Origin of the sequence: Oleidesulfovibrio alaskensis DSM 16109 (genome assembly GCF_000482745.1) — a bacterium.
In the GTDB taxonomy this organism is placed as follows: domain Bacteria; phylum Desulfobacterota; class Desulfovibrionia; order Desulfovibrionales; family Desulfovibrionaceae; genus Oleidesulfovibrio; species Oleidesulfovibrio alaskensis.
The window spans coordinates 54,195-76,167 of sequence record NZ_KI519495.1; the positions used below are offsets into that span (position 1 = coordinate 54,195).

20 protein-coding genes are annotated in these 21,973 nt (G+C 58.4%); 16 read left to right on the forward strand and 4 right to left on the reverse strand.

Features of this window, described 5'->3' with window-relative positions; all coding sequences use genetic code 11:
* The first annotated feature begins 125 nt into the window (after positions 1-125).
* The gene (locus H586_RS19550) at positions 126-1,229 is read left to right on the forward strand and encodes a hypothetical protein (protein ID WP_011366439.1); all 1,104 of its coding nucleotides are present in this window, start codon (positions 126-128) and stop codon (positions 1,227-1,229) included.
* Positions 1,230-3,755 (forward strand): cytochrome ubiquinol oxidase subunit I, encoded by a 2,526-nt coding sequence (locus H586_RS0115600; protein WP_027182499.1) that lies wholly within the window; start codon positions 1,230-1,232, stop codon positions 3,753-3,755.
* A 280-nt stretch (positions 3,756-4,035) separates the two neighbouring features.
* Here the strand turns inward: H586_RS0115600 and H586_RS20750 are convergent, their stop codons facing one another.
* Positions 4,036-4,209: a hypothetical protein gene (locus H586_RS20750; RefSeq protein WP_011366437.1), complete on the reverse strand. Its 174-nt coding sequence runs from the start codon at positions 4,207-4,209 to the stop codon at positions 4,036-4,038.
* 179 nt (positions 4,210-4,388) lie between these two features.
* Here H586_RS20750 and H586_RS19555 point away from each other — a divergent pair, with 179 nt between their 5' ends.
* Positions 4,389-6,290 (forward strand): sigma-54-dependent Fis family transcriptional regulator, encoded by a 1,902-nt coding sequence (locus tag H586_RS19555; protein WP_051364065.1) that lies wholly within the window; start codon positions 4,389-4,391, stop codon positions 6,288-6,290.
* 140 nt (positions 6,291-6,430) lie between these two features.
* A complete protein-coding gene (locus H586_RS0115615) occupies positions 6,431-6,718 on the forward strand; it encodes a hypothetical protein (protein WP_011366435.1) in 288 nt (95 codons plus the stop codon).
* Between the two features lie 134 nt (positions 6,719-6,852).
* Here H586_RS0115615 and H586_RS19560 read toward each other — a convergent pair whose 3' ends face one another.
* Positions 6,853-7,497, reverse strand: coding sequence for a tetratricopeptide repeat protein (locus H586_RS19560; protein ID WP_011366434.1), 645 nt, complete (start codon positions 7,495-7,497; stop codon positions 6,853-6,855).
* Between the two features lie 136 nt (positions 7,498-7,633).
* On the opposite strand from H586_RS19560, the gene H586_RS0115625 reads away from it, so the two are divergent.
* Positions 7,634-7,828, forward strand: coding sequence for a ferredoxin (locus H586_RS0115625; protein WP_011366433.1), 195 nt, complete (start codon positions 7,634-7,636; stop codon positions 7,826-7,828).
* Between the two features lie 69 nt (positions 7,829-7,897).
* Here H586_RS0115625 and H586_RS19565 read toward each other — a convergent pair whose 3' ends face one another.
* Together H586_RS19565 and H586_RS0115635 are read right to left on the reverse strand one after the other, a co-directional pair.
* On the reverse strand, positions 7,898-8,998 hold the full coding sequence (locus tag H586_RS19565) for a nickel/cobalt transporter (RefSeq protein ID WP_051364066.1): 1,101 nt from the start codon (positions 8,996-8,998) through the stop codon (positions 7,898-7,900).
* Entirely contained in the window at positions 8,998-9,591 is a 594-nt protein-coding gene (locus tag H586_RS0115635; protein WP_027182500.1) for a DUF1007 family protein, read from the reverse strand. The genes H586_RS19565 and H586_RS0115635 overlap by 1 nt, the downstream gene beginning before the upstream one ends.
* A gap of 200 nt (positions 9,592-9,791) precedes the next feature.
* Between H586_RS0115635 and H586_RS0115640 the strand changes: the two genes are divergently transcribed.
* The 11 genes from H586_RS0115640 to H586_RS0115690 all read left to right on the forward strand — a co-directional run bounded on the left by H586_RS0115640 (position 9,792) and on the right by H586_RS0115690 (position 21,707).
* The gene (locus tag H586_RS0115640; RefSeq protein ID WP_011366430.1) at positions 9,792-10,073 is read left to right on the forward strand and encodes a DUF2325 domain-containing protein; all 282 of its coding nucleotides are present in this window, start codon (positions 9,792-9,794) and stop codon (positions 10,071-10,073) included.
* 27 nt (positions 10,074-10,100) lie between these two features.
* The gene (locus tag H586_RS0115645) at positions 10,101-10,406 is read left to right on the forward strand and encodes a tetratricopeptide repeat protein (protein ID WP_011366429.1); all 306 of its coding nucleotides are present in this window, start codon (positions 10,101-10,103) and stop codon (positions 10,404-10,406) included.
* A 179-nt stretch (positions 10,407-10,585) separates the two neighbouring features.
* Complete coding sequence (locus H586_RS0115650; protein ID WP_011366428.1) at positions 10,586-11,053, forward strand: chemotaxis protein CheX; 468 nt, start codon at positions 10,586-10,588, stop codon at positions 11,051-11,053.
* Positions 11,054-11,619: 566 nt separating this feature from the next.
* Positions 11,620-12,336: an anaerobic ribonucleoside-triphosphate reductase activating protein gene (locus tag H586_RS19570; protein WP_034619545.1), complete on the forward strand. Its 717-nt coding sequence runs from the start codon at positions 11,620-11,622 to the stop codon at positions 12,334-12,336.
* Positions 12,236-14,287 carry a ribonucleoside triphosphate reductase gene (locus tag H586_RS0115660; RefSeq protein ID WP_027182501.1) on the forward strand — a complete coding sequence of 684 codons (2,052 nt, stop codon included), beginning with the start codon at positions 12,236-12,238 and terminating at the stop codon, positions 14,285-14,287. The genes H586_RS19570 and H586_RS0115660 overlap by 101 nt, the downstream gene beginning before the upstream one ends.
* Before the next feature lie 260 nt (positions 14,288-14,547).
* Positions 14,548-15,738, forward strand: a complete 1,191-nt coding sequence (locus H586_RS0115665; RefSeq protein ID WP_011366425.1) for a MalY/PatB family protein — start codon at positions 14,548-14,550, stop codon at positions 15,736-15,738.
* Positions 15,739-16,006: 268 nt separating this feature from the next.
* The gene (locus tag H586_RS0115670) at positions 16,007-17,623 is read left to right on the forward strand and encodes an ABC transporter substrate-binding protein (RefSeq protein ID WP_011366424.1); all 1,617 of its coding nucleotides are present in this window, start codon (positions 16,007-16,009) and stop codon (positions 17,621-17,623) included.
* Between the two features lie 205 nt (positions 17,624-17,828).
* Positions 17,829-18,806: an ABC transporter permease gene (locus H586_RS0115675; protein WP_027182502.1), complete on the forward strand. Its 978-nt coding sequence runs from the start codon at positions 17,829-17,831 to the stop codon at positions 18,804-18,806.
* Positions 18,807-19,727, forward strand: a complete 921-nt coding sequence (locus tag H586_RS0115680) for an ABC transporter permease (protein ID WP_011366422.1) — start codon at positions 18,807-18,809, stop codon at positions 19,725-19,727.
* A 3-nt stretch (positions 19,728-19,730) separates the two neighbouring features.
* Positions 19,731-20,690 carry an ABC transporter ATP-binding protein gene (locus tag H586_RS0115685; protein ID WP_011366421.1) on the forward strand — a complete coding sequence of 320 codons (960 nt, stop codon included), beginning with the start codon at positions 19,731-19,733 and terminating at the stop codon, positions 20,688-20,690.
* Between the two features lie 3 nt (positions 20,691-20,693).
* Positions 20,694-21,707, forward strand: a complete 1,014-nt coding sequence (locus H586_RS0115690; RefSeq protein ID WP_011366420.1) for an ABC transporter ATP-binding protein — start codon at positions 20,694-20,696, stop codon at positions 21,705-21,707.
* Positions 21,708-21,973: the final 266 nt, after the last annotated feature.

A 21,973-nucleotide genomic window follows, 5' to 3' on the forward strand; every position in this document is an offset into this window, starting at 1 on the left:
ATGCGTATCTATCCTTGCTGCACAAAGCAATCCCAAGTATATATTGTCCGGTGTAAGCTTGTGCTTACTTTTTGCGGACTGCACACCGGGCAGGTTCCGCCCGCAACAAAACGGAGGAAATGTCCATGAATCCCGCGGCCCTCATCCCTCCGGCAGATTCCATTCCGGTCCACTGGGCATGGCTCGAAGGATTTCTGCTGCTCACGTTCGGTTTTCATCTGCTGTTCATGAACAGCGTGGTCGGCTCCGCCGTCATCGCCACGGTGCGCGCGGTAACCCGTCCGCAAGACCCGGCCCCCACGCTGCTGGGCAAAGCTCTGCCCAGTCTGCTGGCCCTGACAATCAATTTCGGCGTGGCACCGCTGCTTTTCGCACAGGTGCTGTACGGCGGCTTTCTGTACACAAGCTCCGTCATCATGGCTGTGTACTGGCTGGGACTTATCTTTGTCCTCATTGCTGCTTATTACCTGCTGTACGGTTTTTCCGGCAGCCGCCGCAAGAAAAAAAACGGCACGGTCTTCATCGCTGCGGCATGCGCCCTGCTGCTGTTCACCGGCTTTGTGCTGGTAAACAACGTCACGCTCATGCTGTCTCCCGACCGCTGGGTGGGCTACTTTGAAAAGCAGGACGGCAGCATGCTTAATCTAGGCGACCCCACGCTGTGGCCGCGCATTCTGCACTTTCTGCTGGCCTGTCTTGCCGTGGGCGGCCTGACGCTGGCGCTGCTGGCCCGCCGGGCGGCGCATAAAGGCACCATAAGTGCCGACGTTTCGGCCTCGCTCACACATGACGGCCTGCGCTGGTTTTTCTGGAGCACGGCAGCGCAGATGCTGGCGGGACCTTTTTTTCTGTTTTCGCTGCCGCGCCAGCTCACCACGGCGTTCATGGGACGCCACGGGCTGGGCACGGCGCTGCTGCTGGCAGGCACGGTATGCGGCCTTGCGGCACTGCATTTCGCATGGCGCTCGCGCCTGCGGCTGACCATCGCCTTCACCGCGGGCGCCGTGGCGCTGATGGTCGGTGTGCGCTCCGTACTGCGCACCCTGTATCTGGCCCCGTGGTTCAGTGCGGCCGATATTCCCAGTGAAGGCCAGTATTCCCCGCTGATTCTGTTTTTCGGCTCTCTGCTGCTCACCGGAGCCCTGATGGTCTGGGTATTGCGGCTGGCTCTCAACGGCCGCAGACAGCACGGCAATGCCACCGCCAACGGTACGGAAGGAGAAGGATAAATGGAATATCCAGTCTGGTGGACGCCCTTTCTGAGCGGCGGCCTCGTTATTGCCATCATCGCCATCGTCCATGTTTTCATCGCCCACTTCGCGGTAGGCGGCGGCTTTTATCTGGTACTGACAGAAATGAAAGCCGTGCGCGAAAAATCAGACCACATTCTGGACCATGTCCGCAGCCACACCAGATTCTTTCTGCTTACCACCATGGTGGCCGGCGGGCTGACCGGCGTCGGTATCTGGTTCACCATCAGCGTGCTTTCACCCACCGTCACCAGCACGCTCACACATTCGTTCGCTTTCGGGTGGGCGGCGGAATGGGCGTTCTTCCTCGGAGAAATCGCCGCGCTTCTGGTTTATCACTATTATTTCGACTCCATGCCCCGCAAAGCGCACATCAAGGTGGGCTGGGTGTATGCCTTTTTCGCGTTCATGTCGCTTGTGGTCATCAACGGCATCATCACTGTCATGCTCACGCCGGGCAAATGGGCGCAGACACATCTTTTCTGGGACGGTTTCTTCAACGTATCTTTCTGGCCTTCGCTCAGTCTGCGTTTTGCCTTGTGCCTCATGTTTGCAGGGCTGTTCGCTTTTGTGACGGCCATACGCATTCCGCACGAGGAAACCCGCGAACGCATGGTGCGGCGCGCCGCCATGTGGGTTGGACTGCCTTTTGCCGCTGCCGCGCTTTCGGGCATCTGGTATCTGCTCATCCTGCCCGACCCGCAGCAGTCCATGGTCATGGAACGTTCCACCCAGACTCCGCATCTGGTACAGGCGTTCATTCCGCTGGGCATTGTCATACTGGTGCTCAGTCTTGCCATTGCATGGTTCAGACCGCTTTCTGTCCGCCGGCCGCTGGTATGGCTGGTGCTGGCGCTGGGACTGGCCCAGATCGGCGTTTTTGAATGGGTGCGCGAAGCCGGCAGAAGACCATACCTGCTGTACGGGCACACCTATTCCAGTTCCATCCGCGTGGAGGATGTGCCCCGTGTGCTCAGCGAGGGTATTCTGAAAACAGCCCGCTGGACTCATATAAAGGAAATCACAGAAGATAACGTGCTGGAAGCCGGCAAGGAAATATACAAACTGCAGTGTATGACCTGTCACGGCATAACCGGCCCCATGCTGAGCATACTGGATAAAACAGAAAAATTCAGTGTGTACGGCATGGATTCGCAGCTTGACGGACAGGGCAAGCTGCGGCTGCACATGCCGCCATTTCTCGGCACAGTGGAAGAACGCCGGGCTCTGGCCGCCTATATAGTCACGGGCCTGCACGGACGCACGGACGAAACAGCACCACCGGCCATACGCACCCTGCAGACCGCCATTCCCTCGTTTGACAGAGAAACGGCGCCCTATGTGCTGCTGGCATGGAGCACCAGAGGCATGCACAGCGTGGTGGAAGACGGCGCCCTGAATCTTGCTCCCGCCGGCAGCGACCTGCGGTGTCAGCTTGTGCGCCGCGACTCCACACCGGAGATAATAACTTCGGGTGTGACCATAACCTACCGGCCCGAAGACGGGCACGGCCCGCAGGGCACCTTTGCCGCCAACGATGACATGCGTGCCCACGAGGCGCTTAATGTGGCCGTAACCCCCTATCCGCAGCCGGACACCTTCAATCCGTATCCGGTATACATAGTGGAGGCACGCGACGAAGCCACCGGCGCGCTGCTGGCGGTAACCAAAACCGTGGTGGCAGCTTCCGGCGAAGTGGCCTGCAACAGATGCCACGGCGGCCAGTGGGCCGTGGAAGACATGTCCGGCATCAGCAAGGCCACTCAGAATGACATATTCGCCGTACACGACAAAATTCAGGGGACCGATTTCACCGCACAGGCAGCCGCCGGCGAGGTCATCCGCTGCCAGTCGTGCCACGACGGCAACAGCGACATTCCGGAATTCTCCGCCGCCATTCACGGCTGGCACGCCAGCTATCTGACCGGGCGCGACGCCGATGCGTGCAACGGCTGCCATCCTTCGGCACCGGACGGGGCCACGCAGAGTTTCAGAGGCATCCACAACATGATGGGGCTTACCTGCACCAACTGCCACGGCCACATGGAAGACCACGCCATAGGTCTGCTGCGCAACGAAATCGAGCAGGAACGCTACGCCGCGCGCGCACTGATGGAACCGCTCAAGCCGCAACAGGCGGCATCGGCCGCCGAGATTCCCCCCCGCGAGGCATGGACGCAACTGCCCCCCTGCTCCACCTGCCACGATTTCATGCAGTCTCCGCCGCCGGACCCCAGCGCCTTCGGCCAGTGGACGGCATCGTCCGCCGACCTGTTCAGCAACGGGCACGACTACATGGCAGCCATGATGTGCCAGGCATGCCACGGCGCAACCCATGCCGTGTATATGGCCGACAACGCATGGGGCGGCATGGAGCGCGACAACATACAGCCCCTGCAGTATCAGCAGATGGCAGGACCCGTAGGCGGGGCCAACAACTGCGGCGTGTGCCACACGCGTGAACTGGATATGTCAGAATCGGCACATCACCCCATTCCGCAGTAACCGCATAACAAACCACAACGAAAAACGCCCCGACCTGCACCGTCGGGGCGTTTTCTGTATGGAGTTCCGGCACAACGCTGCCGGATTCCAAGGGAGGAGGCTACAAGACCAAGGCCGGATGACCAATCCGGCCGCAGGATAAAAACACCACGGCTCCCTTTTCTTACAGCGTGAAAAGGGAGCCGCAAGGAGGAGCGGGCTGGCACTCGGACGGCGCGGGATTTGCGGAAGCCGCACCGGTGAAGGAGGGGGAAGCGTACCAGCCGGTATGCATGAAGAATTACTTCCGGCCCCAGCCCTTGCCGAAGGCGTCAAAGGCGCTGGCAAAAGCGGGTGCTGCCTGACGGGCTGCGTCCCTGCCGGTGCGGCCGGATTCGCGCTTGCTGTTGCGGGCAGCATCAGCGGAAGAGGAAACATTCACAGTGTGATTGATAGTAGCTTGATATGTTGTCATGGCGTACTCCTTATGAAGCAGCGTTTGTTTACTCAATCTATAGCGCGAAGCGTGCCAAAACAATCTTATCATTAAATATCATACAGTTGAAAGAATGGCATGTTTTCAATTCTGGCCATCTGTTCAATTATGGTGCATCATTTTTGACCAGTTGATCAAAAAATAACCGGAGCCGCTTCATGAGCATAGCCCTCATAGCCCCGTACGAAAGTCTGGCCACCCTGTGCCGGTCCATCTGTCAGGAACTGGATCTTGATGTTTCGGTACATACCGGCAGCATGGAAGACGGAGTGCGCATTGCCAGAAACCTTATGGCCGAAGGTGTGGACTTTTTCATCAGCCGCGGGCTGACAGCCCAGCTCATACGCGAGCAGTGCCCGCTGCCCGTGGCCGAGCTGGAGGTTTCGGCATTTGACATTTACCTGTGCCTCGAACCGTTGCTCAGGAGCGGCAAAAGCATCGGCGTCGTCGGCCACAGTGACATTCTGCGCAAGGCCAAGGGAGCCAGCGCGGCGCTGGGGTTCACCATCGACTTTTATGCCACGGCCCACCCCGGCGGCATGGGACACATAATGGAAGCCGCCCGCAGACAGGGCATTGCCGCCATCGCAGGGGACGCTGTGGCGGCGCGCACGGCGGAACGGTACGGCATGGAAGGGGTTCTGGTACAGAACGGTGCGGATTCCGTTACCAACACGCTGCAATATGCCGTTGCCACATACTCATACCTCACACGGCAGGCCACCATGGCGGGCAGGCTGCAGACCGTGCTGGACCGCATGGACGGCGGGGCACTGCTGGCTTCACCCGATGGCCGCATGCTGCACTGCAATGCGGCGGTACGCGCCATGCTGGAGCCTGATCAGGGCTGCACAGACACGTCCATGGACGATCTTTTTCCTCAGCTGGACTGGCGTGCCGTTCCCGAAGGACGCGCCGAAACCGTGCGCGAACTTGTCACCGTGGGCGGGTCCAAGCTGGCGGTTACCGTCACCGGCACCATGCACGACGACGCCATGGATGCGCTCATATGCACCTTTCATGACGTACGGCAGATTGAACAACTGGAACACAGCTTCCGCAAGAGCGCCAAACCGGACACCCCCACGGCGCGCCACACGTTCAGCTCCATTGTACACCGCAGCCCCGCCATGCACCGGTGCATCGCACGGGCCGAACAGTTTGCCGCAACGCAGAGCAGTATATTGCTTGTGGGCGAAACGGGTACGGGCAAAGAACTTTTTGCCCAGAGTATCCACAACCACAGCCCGCGCGCGCAGGGCAATTTTGTGGCCATCAACTGCGGGGCGCTGCCGGAAGACCTGCTGGAAAGCGAACTTTTCGGGTACGCGGGCGGCGCTTTCACGGGGGCACTGAAATCCGGCAAAGCCGGTATGTTTGAACTGGCGCACAACGGCACCCTGTTTCTGGACGAAGTAAACGCAACCAGCCCCAAACTGCAGACGCGGCTGCTGCGCACCCTGCAGGAGCATGAAGTGATGCGCGTGGGTTCCACGGCGGTCATACCGGTGAACGTCCGTGTCATCGCCGCATCAAACGCCCCGCTGGAGGCGGAGGTAAGCGCCGGAAGATTCCGCGCCGACCTGTTCTACCGCCTCAATGTGCTCGACATCCGCATACCGCCGCTGCGTGAACGGCCGGAAGACATCCTGCTGCTGTTCAACATGTTTCTGGAACGCTTCAGCGCGGAACAGCACCGCAGCACGCCGCCGGTGCCCCGCGGTACAGAGCGGAAAATCATGGCCCACGGCTGGCCGGGAAACGTGCGCGAGCTGCAGAACTATGCGGAAAAGTATGCCATTCTGTATCCGGAGGAAGCCGCGCTGGGCGCCGACATAACTCCGTGGACGCCTCACGCCGCCCTCACGGCGGAGAATGCGCACACACCGGCGTACGGCACGGCCGCTGCTCCGGTTTCCCGCGATCTGCTGCATGGAACACTGGAAGACATCACACGAGCAGCCGTTGCCGCCGTGCTGCATGAAGAAAACGGCAACCTGAGCAGTGCGGCACGGCGGCTGGGCATCAGCCGCAACACCCTGCGCCGCAGGCTGGGATAAAGGGGCACAACCGGCGGCAAAGCTTGCCTGCAGGCAGACGCACAAAATTACAACATTCTGTATTTTTTGCTTAAACTATCAGTGTGACCGTGTTTTGCATCTTGCGGCACTACAGGAAAACCCTTCCCAAGGAGTGTCGCATGTCCATTACCGCCACACGCAACGAGGCTCTCGGTTCATCGCTTTCGCGCATTGAAGAAATGCTGGCAAAAGCCAGAGAGGCTTCCGGCCGCAGACAGACCGGCGCCACCACCACGGCACCGGCAGCGCAGCAGCCCATGCAGAGCGTACCCGCGGCCGACGATGTTGATCAGGCCTACGGCATGACCATGAACCTGCTGGGCGGCGGGCTGCACCATAATGCGGATGCAACCCGTACCGGCCACGCACTTGACCCCGAGCGCGTCGCCAAGCTTCTCGAGCTGTAGTCCCTGCGCGCGGCACTGCCGCACAGCCGCACACTTCAGCCCGCAGAACAGCAAAAACCGCATGAGACAGTGCTGTCTCGTGCGGTTTGCCTTCATGACTGCACGGGTATTTCCGCCCCGCCACGGTCACGGCATCAGGAGCCAAGCAGCGCAGCGAACTGCTGCTGCAGCTTGGCAGCCGCACCGTGATTTCCCGAACGCTTGTAGGCATCAATGGTCATTTCCACCACCTGCCGCTCGGGAGAAGCCTTGAGAGCCCTCTTCAGATACCGCAAAGCCAGCGCCGGCTGCGATGCGGCCATCATGCGTTCGCCCATCATCCGGAATATGACGTCCTCATCTTTATGATAGGTCATGGCTTCCTGAAAGGCCTCATCGGCTTCTTTGGGCTTATGGGTTTCCAGCAGGCGGCTGCCGTATATGAACAGCCTGTCCAGTTTCTGCTTGCGTTCAAGAATCTTGCGATGATCTTCATCCAGTTCCTGATGCTGCAGGGCACGCAACACTTTTGCCAGCTGGATAAGCAGACTTTTTTCCTGCCCCGGCTGCCACACCGGGGGGCCGCCCAGCTCTCCTGTGACCTCGTCGGCCCTTCCGAGCAGCGCCACCACTTCGCGCAGGGCGCCTACCAGTTCATTCTTGCCCGCCGGTTCGCCGGCCTGCACCCATGCCTGCAGCGCCGCCGCCGTGGCGGCAACGGCCCGCTGCACATCATGCCTGTTGAAATACGCCTTTGCTCTGGCGAGATTTTCCTTGATGGCCTTTGCACTGTTACTCATTTGCACCTCAGTTTCAGCCGTGCATCATCACTCTGCCGGTCAGCACGCGCGAACGGCACTCGATTGTGTACACCGTTCCGCAGCCATGATAGTCTTCCGGCAGCTAACATATTATCAGTATCCGGAGGTATATTGTATGGCTAAAAATCTTGTTATCGATCAGGAAGAATGTGTGGCCTGCGAATCGTGCGTTGAACTTTGCCCCGAGGCGTTCAGAATGTCCAGCGACGGCTCGTGTGCAGAAGTCATCGACCCGCAGACCGGCGCCGACTGTGTGGAAGACGCCATTTCCACCTGTCCTGTGGAATGTATTTCATGGGTCGACGAATAGCCGGCCCGCGGCGCATCCGCGCCGTCCTGTAACAAAAAAAGGCATCCGCAGGGATGCCTTTTTTATACCTCAGACGCTGCCTGTATACATGATAAAGCCCAGCAGCGTCACAGCCAGCGCCCCCGTGACGGAAAGCAGCGCATAACCGGCCACAACGGCCCGTGTGCTGCGCCCCGTGCTGTGCAGCAGCACCCTGCGCGAAACCATGCTCAGCAGGCCGAACGCCGATGTGGTCAGCCCCATGCCCAGCGCCAGCGCCACCAGCGCCAGCACTCCCGCCTGTGTGATGTCCAGCCCCCGCGCAAAGGTAAGTATAAGCACCGCTGCCGGGCAGGGCACCAGTCCGGCCAGTACGGAAACGGCAGTCAGACTGCCATAACCTGCAGGACATTCCGCCGTGGCCTGCCGCACCCGTCCGCCCAGCCTGCCGCTGAAAAGCTCGTACAGTGCATGCAGCAGCATGGCGGCGCCCACCAGCATGATGATGCCGTAGCTGAAACGCTGCACGGGACCGCTCACACCGTGGATACCGCGGGCGGCGCCCTGCTCGAACAGCAGATGCGCGGCAAAAACCAGCACCGCCGCCGACAGCACATGAACAGATGTCAGCAGGTTGCCCATAAGCAGCCCCCGGGATATTCCGCCCGAACGCCCCAGAAAATAGCAGAAGACCACGGCCTTGCCGTGTCCCGGCCCTATGGCGTGCACCACGCCATACACAAATGACACGGCCAGAAACAGCCAAAAGGAAGTACCGTAAGGTGACTCCTTGATGCCCGAGGCAAAGGAAACCATCCGCCCCCGCAAATAATGCTGCGCTCTGGTGGACAGACTGATGATGCGGTTATAAAGGGGCGGCGGAGTGAAAAAAGGCTCTACGCCCTGTCCGGCATCCGCACCGTAAACGGCCGCGGGCGCGTGCTGATGCCCCCTGCCGCCGGTAAATCCGCCGCCGGTCCCGCGCTCAGCCGCATCCCGCGCTTCTTTTGGTGCGGCATGCTGACCGTCCGCGCCGGAAACCTGCCCCGCGGGCGGCTCCAGCGCAAAAAAACCGCTTTCGGAAGCGGGACCGCGGGCATTGCCCCCGCTGCCTGTAAACGGCGACGCATGGGCGGCACATGCCAGCAGACATACGGCAACCACCGCCGGAAACACTCTTTTCAGCACCATTACAACTCCAGCTCTATGGCATAGGGCACTATCTGCCCGTAATAATAGGCAAGTTCAGGAGCTTCCTGCAGCACCACCCTTGCTTTGTCCGCACCCTTCACCGTCACATGCCGTTCATCAAAGAAAAAGGCTGTGTAATAGGTAGGGTCGTACAAGGCCACTTTGACCACTTCTCCTGCAGCCGCAGGCAGATCGAGCGGCACCGTGAAGGAATACCGCAGCATGCCGTCGCTGAACGTGGCGGTGAAATGCTCCACCCGTGTGACACCGGCGGTCTTTCCGCCCGCATAAATGTGTGTGTAAAAGCCTTCCTCGTGCAGGTAGCCGGTAATGTCCGCCTTCAGTTTTTCCCATTCATCAGGCGTCAGCGCACCGTCCTGATTCAAATCAAGATCGCCCAGAAACAAGGCACTGGACATCTCGTCAAAGCTCCACGTCTCGTGCAGAGCCTTCAGGCGGCCGTTTTCAATCTCCAGCTGTACCAGCGCCTCCACAAACACATGCGGATGCGCAACCGCCTGCTGCGGTACAAATGCCGCACAGCAGACAGCTATAAACCACAGCAGCTGTATGTTAACCTTCATTCTTTTCATTATTTTTTTTCCGGACTGTTTTCTACGTGCGGCCATGCGGGGCGCAGACCGCCCGCCGCGGTTTTCAGGACCGCACTGTTAGCACAGGCTGACAGCCAAGTTGTACCACTTTTTTAGTTGACATTGATTTTCATTTTCACTATAGACTGTATCCATGCTGTGCAATTCAACATGACACCCTACTACGCAGGAGAAAGATTATGTGCGCCACCCTTATCGGAGGCATGGACAGACTGAAGAGAGAATACATCGACACCGCCAGAAAAAGCGGCGTTGACCTCAAGGTGTTCACAGGCAAGGAAAACAGAATTTCCGGCCAGATGGGCTCCACAGACCTTGTCATCGTGTTCACCAACAAAGTCTCGCATTCCGCCCGCAAGGAAGTGATGCAGTATGCCCGTTCGCGCAGCATTCCCGTAGCCATGATCCACTCGTGCGGCATTTCCACGCTGCGCCAGTGCCTCAGCAACCATTCCAGATAATCAGGACACCGCAAAAGGAGAGACACCATGTGCGCCGCCAGCCGTATCACCCATCTCAACCGTACCGGAATGAAGGCTTTTTCCGACGGAAACCTTGCCAATGCCGAATTTTTGCTCCAGCAGGCCCTGCGGCAGGCGCGTCAGCTCAATTCCGACACGTTCGAAGCAAAAATACGCAACAACCTCGGTCTTGTCTGCTTCAAGGCAGGCAGACTGCAGGAAGCCCGCGAACACTTCGGACATGCTCTTGCATTCATCGGCGGCAGGATTGGCAGCGAAAACCGGCTGTACCGTGCCGTGCAGACCAATCTTGCCGCCGCCGAAGCATGCTGAACACACATAATATCATTCCGCTGCATGAAACCGTCAGCATAATGGACTAGACGGAAACACACTCGTCACGTAGTATCGCTATGTTCTGAAAGTGATCATGTATTCGCTCTGTAGGGTGCGGTGCGCATGCGCTGACGTGCTGCACACGCCATTTTCAGGAAAGCAAGGAGACGCTCAGGATGAGCAGCAGCGGAATTGAAATCGCAAAGCCGTTCGTCACGGCCACAACCAACGTGCTGTCCACCATGGCAGGCATACAGCCCATACCCGGCCAGCCGTATGTAAAGAAAAACAACGTTGCCAAGGGTGACGTTTCAGCCGTTGTGGGCATTACCGGCCACAAAAACGGCAGTATTTCCGTGACGTTTACCAAACAATGCGCCATAGCCGTGGTAAAGGCCATGCTGGGGGACGATATTCAGGATATCATACAGGACACCAAAGACGCCGTGGGCGAAGTGACCAACATGATATCAGGTCAGGCCCGAGCCGCCCTTTCTGAAATGGGCATGACCTTTCAGGGAGCCACCCCCTCGGTCATCATGGGCGACGGACACACCATCAGCCATGTGACCAAAAGCCCTGTCATCGCCATTCCCTTCAAAACAAATCACGGAGAATTCACCGTGGAGTTCTGTCTGGAATAGCAAAAGGCTTCTGCAAATTTTCCGGCCCGCCTGTGCGGGCTTTTTTTTATGTTCACCGGCACAGAAAAAGGTTTTTCTATACAACGCTGTGCCCTTGCGCACACAAAACCCCTTCATGCTGTGCGCTTACGCCCGCACAGACCGTATCCACACGCTAAGATACTGTATTTTAACATCATACACATCAAACAACGGGGCGACACAGGGCAAGCAAGCATCCCTCTAGGGGCACCTCGGTTTTCCACATGGTTATTCACTGTGGAAAACCCCCTCCGGCCAAGGCCTCAAAAAGTAAAACAACATGAAAAATTACAAAAACACAAACAAAAACAAGGCATAACCATTTTCCTTTTCTCTTTTTTCCCTTAGCGGCCTGTACAAGATGCACCCCCTCATGTATCTTTCTGACCTGTGCGTACGTACTTTGTTTAAAGTTTTGCTACACATTTTCTAAATCACAACCTCCCTGCCGCAACACAGCAGTTTCACACATAAAAAACGGCTTTCCGATAGACGCCGATTCCTGCGCGTCCGGACGGCGGCAGCAATACCAAGAAGTTATCATAATGAACTCTGCATGGTCCTACGTCCGCGGATTTGAGCGTGTCAGCCTGTGCGACTGGCCCGGCTGCAACACCAGCGTCATCTTCATGGGGGGCTGCAACATGCGCTGCCCCACCTGCCACAACTACACCATAGCATGGCAGCCGGAACAGGTTCCCGCCATCAGCAGACAATCCATACTCACCTACCTGAAAAACAGGGCAAAATGGATTGACGGCGTGGTCGTGACCGGCGGAGAGGCCACTCTGGTGCCGCAGCTGGAAACGGTGCTGCACGACATCAAGGCGCTCGGCATGCGTATAAAACTGGACACCAACGGAATGCGCCCCGACGTGGTTGAATCGCTCATGCAGCAGCAGCTTGTGGACCTGTTTGCCGTGGATGTGAAAGGCCCGTGGGAGCTTTACCCCCGGCTCACCGGCGGCACACACAGCCCCGAAGAAGCCCGCACCGGACTCAGCCGCATATTTGCACTGGCGCAGACCGCGCCTGAGGCGTTTCTCTTCCGGCTGACACAGGTTCCCGTGCTTACCCCTGACCACATTGACACCGCGCGGCAGTATCTGCCGCAGGGATTCACTCTGAAACTTCAGGACTATGTCGCCCCGAGGAGGTCTCATGCCGAAACAGATTCAGAAACGCGACGGATGTCTGGAGACGTGGTCACCCGACCGCATAGCGCTGGCCATACTGAAAGCGCTCAAAGCCAGCGGCATTAAAGACCCGCTGCTCTCCAGACGCCTTGCCCGCAAGGTGGAGCAACGCCTCGAAGGCATTGACGTCCCCTGCCAGGAGCAGGTGCAGGACACCATTGAGATGATTCTCATGGAGTCACGGCTGTACCATGTGGCGCGCCGTTTCATCATCTACCGTGAAAACAGGCGCCAGCTGCGCGAACAGCAGGCAGCGTATCTGGATATTTCCGAGACCATAGACAACTATCTGGACAAGGCTGACTGGCGGGTAAATGAAAACGCCAACATGACCCACTCGTTTCAGGGGCTCATGCTGCATCTTTCCGGCACGCTGCAGGCCAGATATTCGCTGGAAAAGTACCCCGAGGAAGTGCGTCAGGCGCACGAACACGGTTACTTTCACATCCACGATCTTTCCTTCGGGCTGGCGGGCTACTGCGCGGGCTGGAGTCTGCGCGACCTGCTGCTGGAAGGTTTCAATCTGGAAGGACGCTCCAGCGCCGGACCGGCAAAGCATCTTGATACAGCACTGGGCCAGATGAACAATTTTCTCGGCACACTGCAGAACGAGTGGGCCGGTGCACAGGCCTTCAACAATGTGGACACCTACCTTGCGCCCTTTGTGCGCAGGGACGGCCTGAACTACCAGCAGGTGCGTCAGGCCATACAGAAATTTGTCTTCAACCTGAACACAACCTCGCGCTGGGGAGGGCAAAGCCCCTTCACCAACCTGAGCTTCGACCTTGTGTGCCCGCGCCATATAGGCAAGGAAGCGGCCATAATCGGCGGCATGCTGACCGACGACACCTATGCCGGATTCCAGACCGAAATGGACATGATCAACAAGGCATTTCTTGAAGTGATGCTGGGGGGCGACCATGACGGACGCATTTTCTCGTTCCCCATTCCCACCTACAATATAACAACCGACTTTCCGTGGGACAGCGAAATAGGCGACCTGCTGCTGCGGCTTACCGCCAAGTACGGTGTCCCTTATTTCCAGAATTTCATCAGTTCCGACCTGAACCCCGAAGACGTGCGTTCCATGTGCTGCCGCCTGCAGATGGACCTGCGCGAGCTGCGCAAAAAAACCGGCGGCCTTTTCGGGGCGGGCGATCTGACAGGCTCCATCGGCGTGGTCACGCTCAACCTGCCCAAGCTGGCCTATCTGGCGCAGGGTGAGGAAGATTTTCTCGACCTGCTGGAAGAGTATGCCGACCTTGCACGCCAGTCGCTCGAATTCAAACGCAAAATGGTCAATGACAACCTTGAGCGCGGCATGTTCCCATGGAGCAGAAGGTATCTGAAAAACGGACTCAACGGCCACTTTTCCACCATCGGACTGGTGGGCGGGCACGAAGCCTGCCTCAACCTGCTGGGCAAAGGCATTGAAACCGACGCCGGTGTACGGCTGATGCAGCGCGCACTGGAACATCTGCGCAACCTGACGGCCCGTTATCAGGAAGAAACCGGCAACCTGTACAATCTTGAAGCCACTCCGGCGGAAGGCACAAGCTACCGGCTGGCACGCATCGACAAGCGTCTGTATTCCGAAATCAAAGCTTCCGGTAACGGCACGCCCTATTACACCAACTCCACCGCCCTGCCCGTGGGCACCACCGAAGACGTTTTCGCGGCGCTGGAACACCAGAACAAACTGCAGCCTCTGTATACAGGCGGCACCGTGTTTCATACCTATCTGGGCGAAGCCGTGGCCGACCATCAGTCGCTGAAAAAGTTCATTCTCAAGGCGTTCAGCAATACCAAGCTGCCGTACATATCCATCACGCCCACATTTTCCGTGTGCAAAGATCACGGGTACCTGCAGGGCGAACATCACACCTGCCCCTCATGCGGGGCGGACGCCGAAGTCTACACACGCATCGTCGGCTACTACCGCCCTGTTTCGCAATGGAACAAGGGTAAACAGATGGAGTATGACGACCGCACATGTTACAACGGCGTACAATACTAACGACTGCTTCATGTCTCTTTTCAGCGCCTCCGGCACAGGCCGGAGGCGCTGTTTTTTTGTCTCTGCCCGCGTCAGTGCACAACGCGCAGACCATGCCCCTGCGACAGCATCCCCTTCCTTCCACTTCCGGAGCCCTTCACTTCCGGCGCAGAGTGGTGTAGCCCGTGTATGCTTCTGCACCGCCGCATGTACCTGCATCCCCGCGCATAACGGCACGCGGCACTGCAGCGCTCTAAGGCAGCACAGCAACCGGAGATTCCATGACATACGATTTTGATACCCGTCTGAACAGGCTCGGCACGCGTTCCGAAAAGTGGGACGAAATGGAAACACGCTTCGGCGTTCCTGCACAGGGCGACCCGCAGGGCATTGCCATGTGGGTGGCGGATATGGACTTCCGCTCTCCGCCCGCTGTAAACGATGCCGTGGCCGCCATGGCCCGTTCCGGCCTGTACGGCTACCCCGGCGCATGGCGCGATCACGACGAAGCGCTGTGCGGCTGGCTGCAGCAGCGCCACGGCTGGGACATCCGTCCGCAGTGGGTGCTGCGCATGCCCAACGTGGTCACGGTGCTGCACCTTGCCATTCAGGCGTTCACCCGCCCGGGCGAAGGCGTCATAGTGCAGCCGCCGGTGTATCCGCCTTTCATGCTTGCTCCGGGCAACTGCGGCCGCACCGTGCTCGAAAACCCGCTGCGCTGTGAAGACGGGCCGCACGGCCCCCGCTTTGTCATGGATTATGACCATCTGGAACAGCAGATAGATGCCGGCGGCAAACTGCTGCTGCTGTGCAGCCCGCACAACCCCGGCGGCAGGGTATGGTCCCGCGGCGAACTGCAGCGTCTGGCCGAAATATGCCTTGCCCGCGACGTCATCATCATCAGCGACGAAATCCACCACGACCTTGTCTACCCGGAACATACGCACACAGTTCTGGCCCGTATGTCACCGGAAATAGCCGACAGAACGGTCACCTGCATTTCCGCCACCAAAACGTTCAACATTGCCGGATCCATGCTGGGCATGGCCGTGGTGCAGAACGACGGCCTGCGGGCGCGCCTGCAGCAGGCCATGCACGGCGCGGGACTGTTCGACCCTTCGGCATTCGGGCTGGCCATGGGAATTGCCGCATACAGACACGGCAATCCGTGGCGGGAAGCACTGCTGAGCTATCTGGACGGCAACAGACGTCTGGTGCACGACACCCTGTCGGCGCTGGACGGCGTATCTCCCATGCTGCCGGAAGCCACCTATCTCAGCTGGCTTGATTTCAACGGCACGGGACTGGCTTCGGAACAGATCATCGACCGGCTGCAGAGCACGGCCCGTCTGGCTCTCAACCACGGGCCCAGCTTCGGCACCGGCGGAAACGGCTGCATGCGCCTTAACTTCGCCTGCCCGCGCAGCGTGCTGCATGAAGCTCTCGGGCGGATAGTGCGCGCGTTCAGCTAGGCACCGCCGCCCCGGCAGACACCATGCCCGGCCGCCGCCCCCGCAGCGCACCCGGCCGAAATAGCATGGGAATCAAACATGTTACAAAAATGTCATTGTGACATATCAATGGCATTTGAAGCGAAAAGCCCTTGACGGCGGCGGCGTTGCTCGGTTTAGATGGGGCGATTTTTCATCGGCAGCCCCTTATCCCCGTACCGGCGACTGCGGAAGTGCGCCGGCAAAGCAGGGCACCGCTTTTATGCAAAATTTCATTTGGAGGTACTGGATGAAGCGCGTCTTGAAACTCATGCTGCTTGCACTGGTTGCAAGTCTGGCATTCGGCTGCAGCGCCGAGCCGGAAGAAAAAAAGGCTGAATCGGCCCCCGCCGAAAAGGCCGCCGAAGCGCCCAAGGCAGAAAAAAAGGTTCTGCACCTTGCCATGGATGCCGACCCTGTGTCTCTGGACCCCCATGTGCAGCTTTCCGGCGGCATGCTGCAGTATTCGCATCTGGTGTTCGACCCCCTCGTCCGCTGGACGCAGGATATGGCCTTTGAACCCCGCCTTGCCGAAAAGTACGAGCGCATAGACCCCCTGACCATGCGCTTTCACCTGCGCAAGGGCGTCAAGTTCCACAGCGGCAATGAATTTACCGCCAAAGACGTGGTGTGGACGCTGGCCCGTCTGAAAAAATCGCAGGACTACAAAGCCCTGTTCGAGCCTTTTGCCGAGCCCAAGATCATCGACGACTACACCATCGATCTGATCACCCACAAGCCCTACCCCCTGATGCTGAACATGGCCACCTACATCTTCCCCATGGACAGCAAGTTCTACAGCGGAAACGATGAAAACGGCCAGCCCAAGGACGCCATCGTAAAGACCGGCCCCTCCTTTGCCAACGTCAACGAATCCGGCACCGGTCCCTTTACCGTGGAATCCCGCGAACAGGGCGTGCGCATGGTATTCAAGGCATTTCCCGGATACTGGGGCCCCCGCGGCAACGTGGAAGAAATCGACCTGAAGCCCATCAAGAACGACGCCACCCGCGTGGCATCCATTCTGTCCGGCGATGTTGATTTCATCATGCCTGTTCCGCCTCAGGACTACGACCGTCTGGCCAACCACGAAACTGTCAAGCTGATCACCATGGCCGGTTCGCGCCTGATCACCCTGCAGATGAACCAGAACCGCGTGGAAGCCTTCAAGGATCCCCGCGTGCGTCAGGCCGTTGTATACGCCACCGACAATCAGGGCATTGCCGAAAAAATCATGAAAGGCCGCGCCACCGCAGCCGGTCAGCAGAGCCCCGAAGGCTTCTACAGCTACGTGCCCGAACTGGCACCCCGCTATGACCTGGAAAAGGCCAAGCAGCTCATGAAGGAAGCCGGCTACGAAAAGGGCTTTGAAGTTACCATGATCGCCCCCAACAACCGCTACGTGAACGATGAAAAGGTCGCCGAAGCGTTTGTTTCCATGATGGCCAAAATCGGCATCACCGTGAACCTGAAGACCATGCCCAAGGCTCAGTACTGGGATGAGTTTGACGCACAGGTGGCCGACATCCAGATGGTGGGCTGGCACCCCGATACCGAAGACTCCGCCAACTACACCGAGTTTCTGCTGATGTGCCCCAATAAGGAAACCGGCTACGGCCAGTACAACAGCGGCAACTACTGCAACAAAAAGGTGGACGAGCTGACCATCGCCTCGCAGAGCGAGACCGACAAGGCAAAGCGCACCGCACTGCTGCAGGAAGCTGAAAAAATTATCTACGAAGAGGCCGCCTACATTCCCCTGCACTGGCAGCACCTTTCGTGGGCAGTGGGCCCCGGCGTGAAGAATGCAAAGGAAATCGTCAACGTGATGGACTTCCCGTACTTTGGCGACCTTGTAATAGAATAAACCGTCCATGTCGCGGAGCGGGCCGTCAGGTCCGCTCCGCTTTGTGCAAAGACGCTTTGTAGGGAAGGCAAACAACTCCTGCTTGTTGTCCCCGCAAAGCGTCTTTAGGACAGGCGCCATAAGGAACCGGCCCAAAGGCCGGTTCCCGCTTGTCTGCCAGACGGCCAACCACAGTCATCTAACCCTCAAACCCCGCAAGCACTCTATGATCGCTTTTATTGTTCGACGGGTGACACAGGCGCTTATCGTCATGTTTGTCATCAGCTTCATCGGGTTTGCCATCAAACACTCGCTTGGCGACCCTGTGCGTGAAATGGTGGGCGTCAGCGTTTCTGTACAGGAACGTGAGGCCCTGCGTGAGCAACTGGGGTTGAACGATCCCTACCTTGTCCAGTGGGGGCGTTTTGTCAAAAACGCCGCTCAGGGCGATCTGGGTCAATCGTTCTTTTACCGCAAGCCCGCAATGGAAGTCATTCTCGACAAGGCTCCGGCCACGCTCGAACTGGTTTTCTGCAGCACACTGCTCATTCTGCTCATCTCAACCCCTGTGGGCGTGTATGCGGCCTACCGGCCCAACTCGCCGTTATCGCGTTTTTTCATGGGCTTCAGCGTTGTCGGTGTTTCCATTCCGGTCTTTCTGACAGCCATCCTGCTCATCTACATATTCGCGGTGGAACTGCACTGGCTGCCATCATACGGCAGAGGAGAAACCGTAACCCTTTTCGGTTTCTGGAGCACCGGCCTGCTTACGCTTGACGGGCTCAAACACCTCATCCTGCCCAGCATCGCGCTTTCTTCCATCATGCTGCCGCTTTTTATCCGGCTTATCCGCGCAGAAATGAAGGAAGTGCTGGAAACAGAGTACGTCAAGTTCGCCCGCGCCAAAGGGCTGCGCGAACGCAGAGTGCTCATGGTGCATGCATTTAAAAACACGCTTCTGCCGGTCATTACCGTGGGCGGCGTGCAGATAGGCCTCATGATCGCCTACACCATTCTCACCGAAACGGTTTTTCAGTGGCAGGGCATGGGCTTTATGTTCATCGAAGCCGTCGAACGATCCGACACCGCCCTGCTGGTGGCCTACATGGTTTTCGTGGGGGCTCTTTTCGTGGTGGTGAATACGGTGGTGGACATCATATACGGACTGGTGAACCCCATGGTCCGCGTCGCGGGGAGGAAATAGATGCTGGCCAGACTGAAACAATTGCGCGATTCGGATTTTCTGTATCACTTCGTACGCGACAAAATAGCGCTGACCAGCTTCATCGTGGTTGCCGTGCTGGTGCTTTCAGCCGCGTTTGCGCCGCTGCTCACCTCGCACAATCCGTATGACGGTGCCAGCATCGACGTAATGAACGCCGAAACGCCTCCCTCGTGGAAAGCCGGCGGTTCCGCCGAATTTCTGCTGGGTACCGATGCGCAGGGACGCGACATGTTTTCCGCCATCCTGTACGGCATGCGCGTGTCCATTCTTATCGGCATGGGCGCCGTGGCGCTGCAGGCTTCGCTGGGCATTCTCATCGGGCTTATGGCCGGATACGGCTCCAAGCGGCTGGACAGCCTGCTGATGCGTGTTACCGACGTACAGCTTTCGTTTTCTTCATACATGGTTGCCATCTTCTTCGGTGCGGTCATTCAGGCAGCTTTCGGCGTGGCCAAATTTGCCGAAATCGCCGTACCGTTCATCGTGCTGGTCATCGGTCTTTCCGAATGGCCCCAGTATGCCCGTACCGTGCGTGCATCGGTACTGGCCGAAAAGAAAAAAGAATATGTAGAAGCGGCACGCGTCATCGGGTTGAAACCGCGGCGCATCATGTGGCGGCATATCCTGCCAAACACGCTTACTCCGGTGCTGGTTATTTCCACCGTGCAGGTGGCAAACGCCATCATGAGCGAAGCAGCCCTGTCTTTTCTGGGACTGGGCATGCCCGTTAACCAGCCCTCGCTCGGTTCGCTCATCAAGTCAGGCTTCGAGTACATTTTCAGCGGCAGCTGGTGGATCACCCTGTTCCCCGGTGTGGTGCTGGTGCTGCTTGTGCTCACCATAAACCTGCTGGGCGACTGGCTGCGGGATTATCTCAATCCCAAACTCTACAAGGACTAGACCATGAGCACGCTGCTTGAAGTCAAAAACATGACCGTCCAGTTCGCCATGCGCGACACGCAGCTCACAGCGGTCGACAATGTTTCGTTTTCCCTGAACAGGGGGGAACGGCTCGGCCTTGTGGGCGAATCCGGGGCGGGAAAATCCGTGACCGGCTTTTCCATAATCAATCTTGTCAGCAAGCCCGGCCGCATCACCGGCGGTTCCATACTGTTTGAAGGACACGACCTGACCAAAGCTTCGCCCGAAGTACTGCGTCACATCAGGGGCAACCGCATCAGCATGATCTTTCAGGATCCCATGATGACCCTGAACCCCGTGCTGACCATAGGTACCCAGATGGTGGAAACCATTCTGGCGCACAAGAAAGTCTCGGTGAAAGAAGCGGAAGCCATTGCGCTGGAAAAACTGCGCAAGGTGTACATACCCTCGCCGGAAAAACGGCTTAAACAGTACCCGCACGAGTTCTCCGGCGGCATGCGCCAGCGCATAGTCATCGCCATCGCGCTGCTTACCTCGCCCGCGCTTATCATCGCGGACGAGCCCACCACGGCGCTGGACGTGACCATTCAGGCCGAGATCATGGATTTGCTGCTAGAGCTGTGCGAATCGGAAAACATGGGCCTTATTCTCATCACGCACGACCTCGGCGTGGTGTCTCAGGTCACCGAAAAGATAGCCGTCATGTATGCCGGGCGCATAGTTGAAATGGGCGAAACGGACAAAGTGGTCGCCGCGCCCCAGCATCCCTATACCAAAGGTCTGCTGGCCGCCCTGCCGCAGGGGGTCAAGGGCAAACGCCTCAACCAGATACCCGGCATCATGCCCGGTCTCGGCTCCATTCCCCGAGGCTGTGCGTTCAACAACCGCTGTACCTGCCGCGAAGACCAGTGTCTTCAGGAGCGGCCCTGTCTGGAACTCAAGAAATCAGGCGGCATGGCTGCCTGCCACATTCTGGAATAAGTCATGGCTACAACACCGTTGCTCGATCTGAAAAACCTGTCCAAGCGGTTCGACATTTCCGGCGGACTGCTGGACCAGCTGCGTTTTCAAGGCGGCAGACTGACACGCAGAAAAACCGTGGTGCATGCCGTGAACAATGTCTCGTTTTCCATAAACGAAGGCGAAACCCTGTCTGTGGTGGGCGAATCCGGCTGCGGCAAATCCACGCTGGCACGCACGGTCATAGGGCTGTACCGGCCCAATGCCGGTGAAATAATCTACCGCGGCCAGCGTATAGACAATCTGTCAGAAAAAGCAGCCCTGCCCTACCGCACCCGCATGCAGATGGTCTTTCAGGACCCGTACGCCTCGCTCAACCCGCGTATGCGCGTACGTCAGATTCTGGAAGAACCCGTGCGGTTTCACAACCCAGCCATGACCGGCGCCGAAGTACGCGAACGCGTGGCGGGTGTGATGGATCAGGTGGGCATAAACCCCGCATGGGCAGACAGATACCCACACGAGTTTTCCGGCGGCCAGCGGCAGCGCATATCCATCGCGCGGGCGCTGGTGGTCAAACCGGAATTCATTGTGGCCGACGAACCCATATCCGCACTGGATGTGTCCATTCAGGCGCAGGTACTCAATCTGCTGATGGACCTGCAGGAAGAATTCGGCCTGACGTATCTGTTCATCAGCCACGATCTGTCTGTGGTGGAACACATTTCCAACCGCGTGGCGGTCATGTATCTGGGCAGCCTGTGTGAACTGGCTACGGCGGAATCGCTTTTTGAAAATCCCCGTCATCCCTACACGCAGGCGCTGCTTTCCGCCATTCCGCGCATCGGGCAGAAAGGCTCGCGGCATATCCGCCTGACCGGTGATGTGCCCACGCCCATCAACCTGCCCAGCGGATGCGTATTCAACGGCAGGTGTCCGCACGCGGACGACCGCTGCCGCCACGAGACCCCCGAGGCCCTGATGCAGCCAGACGGTGCTCTGGTTGCCTGCCACGCGCGGCAGGAAGGCCGTATCTGACCCCGTATCTGCAGCCGCAGACGGCGCCGCCCCGCACGGGACGGCGCCGTTTTAGTCTGTACACCTGCCGTCATGCAGCCTGTGACTGCGCGCAGCATGCTTTTGCAGATTCACTCAGATAAGGCGTGGCACACCGCACAACAGACTGCCGGAAAACACAGTATGCATCCGGCATGTTGCCGCTATCCTGCAAATCAGGGTACAGTCTTTTTTCCGGCATGTGTTTCCTTTCGCATCCAAAGTCAGTATAGACCGATGATACAACA